Here is a 7420-nt window from a genome sequence, read left to right as displayed (position 1 = left end):
GCGGTCGGGGCCGCTCCCGCCACGGACTGGCTCGCCGACAGCGGGCTGGCGCTCGACGACGGCGTGGTGTGCGACGCGCACTGCCGGGCCGCCGACGGGATCTACGCCGTCGGGGACGTCGCGCGGTGGACGCACGCGGGTCTGGGCACGTCGGTGCGGCTGGAGAACCGCACCAACGCCACCGACCAGGCCCGTGCGGTGGCCGCCCGGCTGCTCGGCGGTGAGGAGCCGTACACGCCGGTGCCGCACTTCTGGACCGACCAGTTCGACGCCAAGATCCAGGTACACGGCGTCGTACCGGCCGAGGCGGAGGTCACGGTCGTCGAGGGCGATCCGGAGCCTGCCGCCGACGGCGGGCGCCGCCGGTTCGTGGCCCTGGCGCGCGACGGCGACGGCCGGGCCACCGGGGTGCTCGGCTGGAACATGCCCAAACAGACGCGCCTGCACCGGCAGGAGGTCGTCGACACGTTCACCGGGGCGCCCGCACCGACGCGGTAGCCCCGGCACACCGCCGCGTCCGGCACCGTCGCCGGACGCGGCCAGGAATCTGGGAGGACACACCATGAGTGGTGCCGTGGGCACGGCCGACGCCGAGGCGGCCGAACTGCCGGAGTACCCGATGACGCGGGCGCGCGAGTGCCCGTTCGACCCGCCGCCGGAGCTGAAGGCCGCACAGCGGGAGGGCCCGCTGCGCCGGGTCCGGCTGTGGGACGGCAGCACCCCGTGGCTGGTGACCCGCTACGCCGACCAGCGTGCCCTGCTGGGCGACCCGCGGATCAGCGCCGATGTCATGCGGCCCGGCTACCCGAGCCCGAGCGAGGTGCCGAAGGAGGGGTCGCCGATCAGCTTCATCCTGATGGACGACCCGGAGCACGGTCGGCTGCGGCGGATGGTGACCCCGCCGTTCAGCGTCAAGCGGGTGGAGGCGCTGCGGCCCGCGATCCAGCGGATCGCCGACGACCTCATCGACACCATGCTGGCCGGGCCGAAGCCCGCCGACCTGGTGGACGCGTTCGCGCTGCCGCTGCCGTCGCTGGTGATCTGCGAACTGCTCGGCGTGCCCTACGCCGACCACGACTTCTTCCAGGAGAACAGCAAGCAGGTCATCAACCGGGACACCACCCCGGAACAGAAGCAGAACGCGCTGGTGGAGCTCGGGCGCTACCTGTACGAGCTGATGGGGCGCAAGCTCGAGGAGCCGGGTGACGACCTGCTGTCCGAACTCACCGGACGGATCGACAACGGCGAGATCACGCAGGCCGACGCCGCCCAGATGGGGGTGTTGCTGCTCATCGCCGGGCACGAGACCACCGCCAACATGATCGCCCTGGGCACACTGGCGCTGTTCGAGCACCCGGAGCAGTTCGCGCTGCTGCGCGACTCGGACGACCCGGAGCTGACCGCCTCGGCGGTGGAGGAGCTGCTGCGCTACCTGCACATCACGCACAACGGGCGGCGCCGGGTGGCGATCGAGGACATCGAGATCGCGGGGGAGACGATCCGCGCCGGTGAAGGGGTGATCATCCCCAACGACATCGGCAACCGGGACCCGGAGGTGTTCGACGACCCGGACTCGCTCGACGTCCGGCGCGGCGACCACCGGCACCTCGCGTTCGGCTTCGGCGTGCACCAGTGCCTGGGCCAGCAACTCGCCCGGGTGGAGCTGCAGGTCGTGTACAACACCCTGTACACCCGCATCCCCACCCTCCAACCGGCCACGTCCCTGGACACCATCCCCTTCAAACACGACGGCTCCGTCTACGGCGTCTACGAACTCCCCGTCACCTGGTGACCCGGGTCCCGTAGGTTGCCGTGAGGGGCACATTCCCTGCGTGTGACGCAGGGAATGTGCCCCTCACGGCGCTCAGCAACGTGGTCATCCCGAAGTCGGTCACCCCGACGCGCATCGAGGAGAACAGCGACGTCTTCGACTTCTCCCTCGACACCGACGACGTCGCCGCCATCGACGCCCTGGACTCCGACGGCCGCACCCGACGTCACTCCAACGACCGCTCGTGAGGGGGCGTTACCCGCTACGCTCGACACAACGGCCAGACGCTGTTCGAGCTGTGCGGACGGCTCCTGAGTCGGTGCGGGGTGAGCTCGTCGCGGCAGGCGCTGTCTCAGCCTCTCGACGTCCTGGAGGCCGCCGGTCTGGTCGTCGCCCACCGGGAAGGCGGGTACAAGTTACACCGGATCGACACCTCGCTACTGCGCGCCGTGGTCGACCGGTGGCCGATCGAGGAGTGAAGGAGTCACCCGTGCGGATCAACCTGGCGAACGTGTTCGTCGATGACCAGGCCAAGGCCCTGCGCTTCTACACCGAGGTGCTGGGGTTCGCCGAGAAGGAGGACGTCCCGGTGGGCAAGGACCGGTGGCTGACCGTGGTCTCCCTCGAACACGCGGACGGACCGGAGTTGCTGCTGGAGCCGGACGGGCACCCGGCCGTGCGGCCGTTCAAGAAGGCCCTGACCAACGACGGCATCCCGGCTGCCCAGTTCACCGTCGACGACGTGTGGGCGGAGTATCAGCGACTCACGGCGCTGGGCGTGCGGTTCACTCAGGAGCCGCTGGACATGGGGCCGGTCAGCACCGCCGTACTCGACGACACCTGCGGCAACCTCATCCAGATCGCCGCACGGCACTGATTGCTCCGTGTGGCCCGGCCACGACTTCGAGAAGGCCGACCGTCGACCGTGCTGAGCACGATCGACGATATCGGACCGGTCAGTCGCTTGTGGCAGCGGAAGGTTCGGTGGTCGATCCTCCGAGGAGTTGGCTGACACCCTGCGGGAAGATGTCGAGGGCCACTGCGATTCGCGATCGGTGAGTCCGACGAGGAGACGTCTTTCGACATCGACATCCTCCCCCAGCTCGAGGCCGCGTTGACCCAGCGAATCCGTGTACCGCCCCGCGATGAGGTCGGAGCAGCAGCGCAGAAGCAGCGGGAAGCCGCAGCTAAGCAACGGGAAGCCGCCGAAGAGCTCCGGGACACAGGTCGAGTGCGAGCGAGAGGTACTCGCGGACCATGCTCTCGGCGGAGGAAAGGGCACCTGAGGGTCATTCCGTGGGATTAATCCTGGTGCGCATCCCGCCCCCGGCCGGTGAACAGGGCGGTGACCTCCTCGGCGACGACGGGGCGTAGCTCCCAGGCGTCCGGACCGACGTGGAGCTGCCTGCCGTGCAGCCGGTCGGTGCTGTGCACGTGGCCGTGCAGCAGCCGGTCGCCGAGGTCCGGCAGGCGCCACTGGCGGTAGCGGTCGGTGGCGGTGTGGTCGCCGACGTAGGGGTAGTGCGACAGGAGCACGGTGTGCCCGGCGAGCCGGAGGCGGGCGAACGGCTGGACGCTGGTGAGGAACTCCAGCCAGGCGCGCTGGTGGCGGTGGGCGTCCCGGCGCACCCCGGGCGCGCACCGGTCGTGGTTGCCGGTGACGAGGTGGATGCGGCCGTGCAACCGCCGCACGGTGTCGACCCACCGGGCGGGATCGCCCATGCCGAGATCACCCAGATGCCACACCTCGTCGTCCGGTGCGACGAGGTCGTTCCAGTTGTCCACCAGCGCGGCGTCGTGTTCGGCCGGGGCGGCGAACCCGCGGTTCCCGGCGACCAGCCGATGGTCGAAATGGGTGTCGCTGGTGAACCAGACCCGCATGCGTTTTCCCGTCGTCGGCGTGTCGTCCGGGCGGGACGTGCCCGGCCTCCCGCCCGTAGCTTATGCATCTCGCACAACCGGCCGCGCGAACTTCGTCCCGGTCGAATCTAGGAACTCTGTGACCCACTGCGTAGTGTCGGGGGCCACATTAAGTGTGACCCAGAACACGACGAGGTGGTGGGAGAAGGCATGGAGCTGCGCTATCTGCCGTGGAATCCCGCGAGCCCCCTGCGCGGTCGCCGGGAGCACGTGGGGCTCCGGGACGACCGGGTGGAACTCACCTACGCCCAGTTCGACGCGCGGGTGGAGGCCTTCGCCGAGCAGCTCGCCGAACACGACTTCGGCCGTGGTGACGTGTTGGCGATCGTGCTGCCGAACCGGGTCGAGCTGCTGGTCGCGATGTTCGCCGCCTGGCGGCTGGGCGGGGCCGCCACCCCGGTCAACCCGGTGTTCACCGCGGACGAGGCGCGGTATCAGATCACCGACGCCGGGGCGGCGCTCGTGGTCAACTCCGGCCCGCACGCGCCCACCGGGGGCAGGCCCGCCGTGCACGTCGACGACATGCGCACCGCCCGCCGGGGGAGTTCCCGGCCGCCCGCCGAGCTGTCCGCCGACGACCTCGCGCTGCTCATCTACACCAGCGGCTCCACCGGCAGGCCCAAGGGCGTCATGCTCGACCACCGGCATGCCGAGGCCATGTCCGCGACGATGGCGCAACACCTCGCGCTGACCGGGGACGACCACTGTCTGCTCGTCCTGCCGCTGTTCCACGTCAACGCGATCATGGTGAGTGTGCTGGCGCCGATGCGGTGCGGCGGGCAGGTCAGCATCGTCGGGCGGTTCTCCGCGGACACGTTCTTCGACCACGTCGAGCGGTTGCGGCCGACGTACTTCTCGGCGGTGCCCACCATCTACGCCGTGCTCGCCGCGCTGCCCGGGGACGTGCGGCCGGACACGTCGTCACTGCGGTTCGTGATCTGCGGCGCCGCCCCCGTCTCCCGGGAGCTGCTCGTCCGCTCGCAGGAGCGGTACGGGTTCGTGATCGTCGAGGGGTACGGGCTCACCGAGGGCACCTGCGCCTCGGCGTGCAACCCGGTGGACGGCGTCCGCAAGATCGGCACCGTCGGCCCGGCCCTGCCCGGGCAGGAGATCGCCGTCGTCGGCCCGGACGGTGCATTCCTCCCGCCCGGCGAGGACGGCGAGGTCGTGATCTCCGGACCGACGGTGATGCGCGGCTACCTCAACCGGCCGGAGGCCACCGCCGACACGATCGTCGACGGGTGGCTGCACACCGGCGACGTCGGGCACCTCGACGAGGACGGTTACCTGACCATTGTGGACCGGCTCAAAGACATGATCATCCGTGGTGGGGAGAACCTCTACCCCAAGGAGATCGAGAACGTACTCACCGCCGTGGACGAGGTCCTCGAAGCCGCCGTCGTCGGCCGCCCGGACGAGGTCTACGGCGAGGTCCCCACCGCCTACGTCAGCGTCTACCCCGGCTCCGCGCTCACCGAGGCCGAGCTGCTCGAGCACTGTCGACGTCACCTCACGAGGGTGAAGGTGCCCGAGCGCATTTACGTCGTCGACGCCCTCCCGAAGAACCCCGTCGGCAAGATCGACAAGCCCGCGCTCCGGCGGAACCCGGACACCCAACCGGCCTGAGGCGGAACCCGGCCCCGGCCCTGCCTTCCCGCGACGCGAGGTCACCTCGCGCGCACCACCCTGTCCTGTCGAAGGAGAGCACCGTGGGATTCAGGACTCCAGACATGCCGCCGGGGGACCCGGCGGAGTTCGAGTCGACACCCGTGATGGACCGCCTGCGGATGTTGGCGACGCACTGGACCGAGTACGGCTTCGGCGGCCCGAAGCAGATGCACGCCCTCTACATCGTCAAGACCGTGCTGTTCCTCGTCGGCGGTTGGCTGATCGTCGGCCTGACCACCCCGGGGATCGGCCTCACCGACCTCTCCGCCTGGTGGGGCGAGCTGATCGTCTACGAGAAGCTGATGGTCTGGACGGTGCTGTGGGAGATCACCGGACATGCCGCGTCCTGGGGTCCGCTGGCGTTCAAGTTCGGCCCGATGATCGGCGGCTGGCGCTACTGGACGAAACCCGGGACGCTGCGCCTGCCGCCGTACCCGGGCCGGGTCCCCGGAACCGCCGGCGACGCGCGCACCGTGTTCGACGTCGGACTGTACTTGGTGCTCCTGGTGAACCTGCTGTTCCTACTGGTCACACCGGGCGTGCAGAGCGCCGCCTCGTACAGCGAGGCGGGACTGTTGCCGGGCTGGGCACTGATCAGCTACGTGGCGCTGCTGCTGGTCATGGGGTTCCGGGACAAGGTCGTCTTCCTCGCCTCCCGCCCCGAGCAGTACGCGGTGTGCCTGCTCGCCTTCGGCGTGCTGGCGAGCCACGTCGACATGGTGCTCATCGCCAAGATCGCCATGGTCACCATCTGGCTCGGTGCCGGGGTGTCCAAGTTCGGACACCACTTCAGCCTCGTGGTGCAGGCGATGATGAGCAACACGCCGTGGCTGACGTCGAAGCGGTTCAAGCGTTCCCTCTACCGCGACCCGCCGAACGACCTGCGCCCGTCGGGGACAGCGCTCGGCTGGGCGCACGTCGGCGGCACCGTGGTGGAGCTGACCCTGCCGCTGGTGTTGTTGTTCTCCACGAACGCGACGGTGACCTGGTTGGCCATCGCCGGCATGGTGCTGTTCCACATCTTCATCTACTCGACGTACCCGCTCGCGGTGCCGCTGGAGTGGAACATCCTGTTCGTGTTCGTCACGCCGTTCCTGTTCGGCGGCTTCTTCGCCGGCGACGGCTACGGCGTCACCGACTTCAGCAGCGGCTGGATCCTCGCCGCGGCGCTCGTGCTGTTCCTGACGGGCCCGGTGCTCGGCAACCTCAAGCCCGAGTGGGTGTCGTTCCTGATCTCCATGCGGCAGTACGCGGGCAACTGGGCGTCCGGGACGATGGCGTTCCGGATGAACGGTGCCGAGGACAAGCTGGACACCGGGCTGACGAAGACGCTGCGCACCCAGCGGCAGCAGCTCACCGACCTGTACGGGTCGGACGTGGCCGAGATCTTCCTGCAGAAGTGTGTGGCCTTCCGCAGCATGCACAGCCACGGCCGGGCGCACCTGTCCCTGCTGCAACGGCACCTGGATCAGCTGGAGAACTACCGGCTGCGCGAGGGCGAGGTCGTGTGCACCGTGCTCGTCGGCTGGCAGTTCGGCGACGGGCACCTGTTCGACGAGCGCACGATCGCGGCCGTGCAGAAGCGCTGCCACTTCGAACCCGGTGAGTTCGTCATGGCCTGGACCGAGTCGCAGCCCATCCACACGCCCCGGGTGCGCTACAAGGTGGTCGACGCCGCGCTCGGGGTCGTGGAGCGCGGTTACTACGACGTCCGGGACGCGGTGGCCGAGCAGCCGTGGATCCCGAACGGACCGATCCCGCACCGGGTGACCTGGCGCAGGCCCGGCTACCAGCCCGCCGGGGACTTCGCCCATCCCGAGCCGATCCCCGAGGGCGCGGGGCGCGACTCTGGCCCCGAGGGCCGTCCCGATGGCATGGTCACCGGATGACGAGAGCGGTCGTGGTCGGCAGCGGGCCCAACGGGCTCGCTGCCGCCCTCACCCTCGCGGCCGAGGGCGTGGACGTCGAGGTGCTGGAGGCCGCCCCCACCGTCGGCGGCGGCACCCGCAGCGCCGAGCTCACCCTGCCCGGCCTGCTGCACGACGAGTGCTCCGGCTTCCA

The 7420-nt window shown here is 69.8% G+C and carries 8 protein-coding genes and 1 pseudogene; 8 read left to right on the top strand and 1 reads right to left on the bottom strand.

Features of this window, described 5'->3' with window-relative positions; translation table 11 throughout:
* From SACPADRAFT_RS28420 to SACPADRAFT_RS0217380, 5 genes and pseudogenes are all read left to right on the top strand, one after another.
* Window positions 1-498: oxidoreductase C-terminal domain-containing protein (locus tag SACPADRAFT_RS28420; RefSeq protein WP_007025697.1), on the top strand; the 498-nt coding region annotated here is incomplete at its 5' end.
* A 64-nt stretch (window positions 499-562) separates the two neighbouring features.
* Window positions 563-1792, top strand: coding sequence for a cytochrome P450 (locus SACPADRAFT_RS0217395; RefSeq protein ID WP_007025696.1), 1230 nt, complete (start codon window positions 563-565; stop codon window positions 1790-1792).
* Between the two features lie 56 nt (window positions 1793-1848).
* Window positions 1849-2019 carry a hypothetical protein gene (locus SACPADRAFT_RS30735; protein WP_407690024.1) on the top strand — a complete coding sequence of 57 codons (171 nt, stop codon included), beginning with the start codon at window positions 1849-1851 and terminating at the stop codon, window positions 2017-2019.
* 27 nt (window positions 2020-2046) lie between these two features.
* A pseudogene (locus tag SACPADRAFT_RS28415) lies at window positions 2047-2250 on the top strand (transcriptional regulator); the annotation flags it as partial.
* Between the two features lie 11 nt (window positions 2251-2261).
* A complete protein-coding gene (locus tag SACPADRAFT_RS0217380; protein ID WP_007025693.1) occupies window positions 2262-2648 on the top strand; it encodes a VOC family protein in 387 nt (128 codons plus the stop codon).
* A gap of 425 nt (window positions 2649-3073) precedes the next feature.
* Here the strand turns inward: SACPADRAFT_RS0217380 and SACPADRAFT_RS0217375 are convergent, their stop codons facing one another.
* Window positions 3074-3652 carry a metallophosphoesterase family protein gene (locus SACPADRAFT_RS0217375; protein ID WP_007025692.1) on the bottom strand — a complete coding sequence of 193 codons (579 nt, stop codon included), beginning with the start codon at window positions 3650-3652 and terminating at the stop codon, window positions 3074-3076.
* Between the two features lie 189 nt (window positions 3653-3841).
* Here SACPADRAFT_RS0217375 and SACPADRAFT_RS0217370 point away from each other — a divergent pair, with 189 nt between their 5' ends.
* From SACPADRAFT_RS0217370 to SACPADRAFT_RS30725, 3 genes are all read left to right on the top strand, one after another.
* Window positions 3842-5317 (top strand): class I adenylate-forming enzyme family protein, encoded by a 1476-nt coding sequence (locus tag SACPADRAFT_RS0217370; RefSeq protein WP_007025691.1) that lies wholly within the window; start codon window positions 3842-3844, stop codon window positions 5315-5317.
* 83 nt (window positions 5318-5400) lie between these two features.
* On the top strand, window positions 5401-7248 hold the full coding sequence (locus tag SACPADRAFT_RS0217365) for a DUF3556 domain-containing protein (RefSeq protein ID WP_051442494.1): 1848 nt from the start codon (window positions 5401-5403) through the stop codon (window positions 7246-7248).
* On the top strand, window positions 7245-7420 hold a 176-nt coding region (locus SACPADRAFT_RS30725; protein WP_007025689.1), incomplete at its 3' end, for an FAD-dependent oxidoreductase. The genes SACPADRAFT_RS0217365 and SACPADRAFT_RS30725, both read left to right, overlap by 4 nt.

It is taken from the genome of Saccharomonospora iraqiensis subsp. paurometabolica YIM 90007 (assembly GCF_000231035.2).
In the GTDB taxonomy this organism is placed as follows: domain Bacteria; phylum Actinomycetota; class Actinomycetes; order Mycobacteriales; family Pseudonocardiaceae; genus Saccharomonospora; species Saccharomonospora paurometabolica.
Note: the sequence above shows the minus strand (reverse complement) of the source record. Positions and strands in the feature narration are given on the sequence as shown.

Bases quoted from the DNA above. Each gene is read 5' to 3' on its own strand.
- SACPADRAFT_RS0217370 (WP_007025691.1), top strand. From the start codon at position 3,842: ATGGAGCTGCGCTATCTGCCGTGGAATCCCGCGAGCCCCCTGCGCGGT.
- SACPADRAFT_RS0217375 (WP_007025692.1), bottom strand. From the start codon at position 3,652: ATGCGGGTCTGGTTCACCAGCGACACCCATTTCGACCATCGGCTGGTC.
- SACPADRAFT_RS0217395 (WP_007025696.1), top strand. From the start codon at position 563: ATGAGTGGTGCCGTGGGCACGGCCGACGCCGAGGCGGCCGAACTGCCG.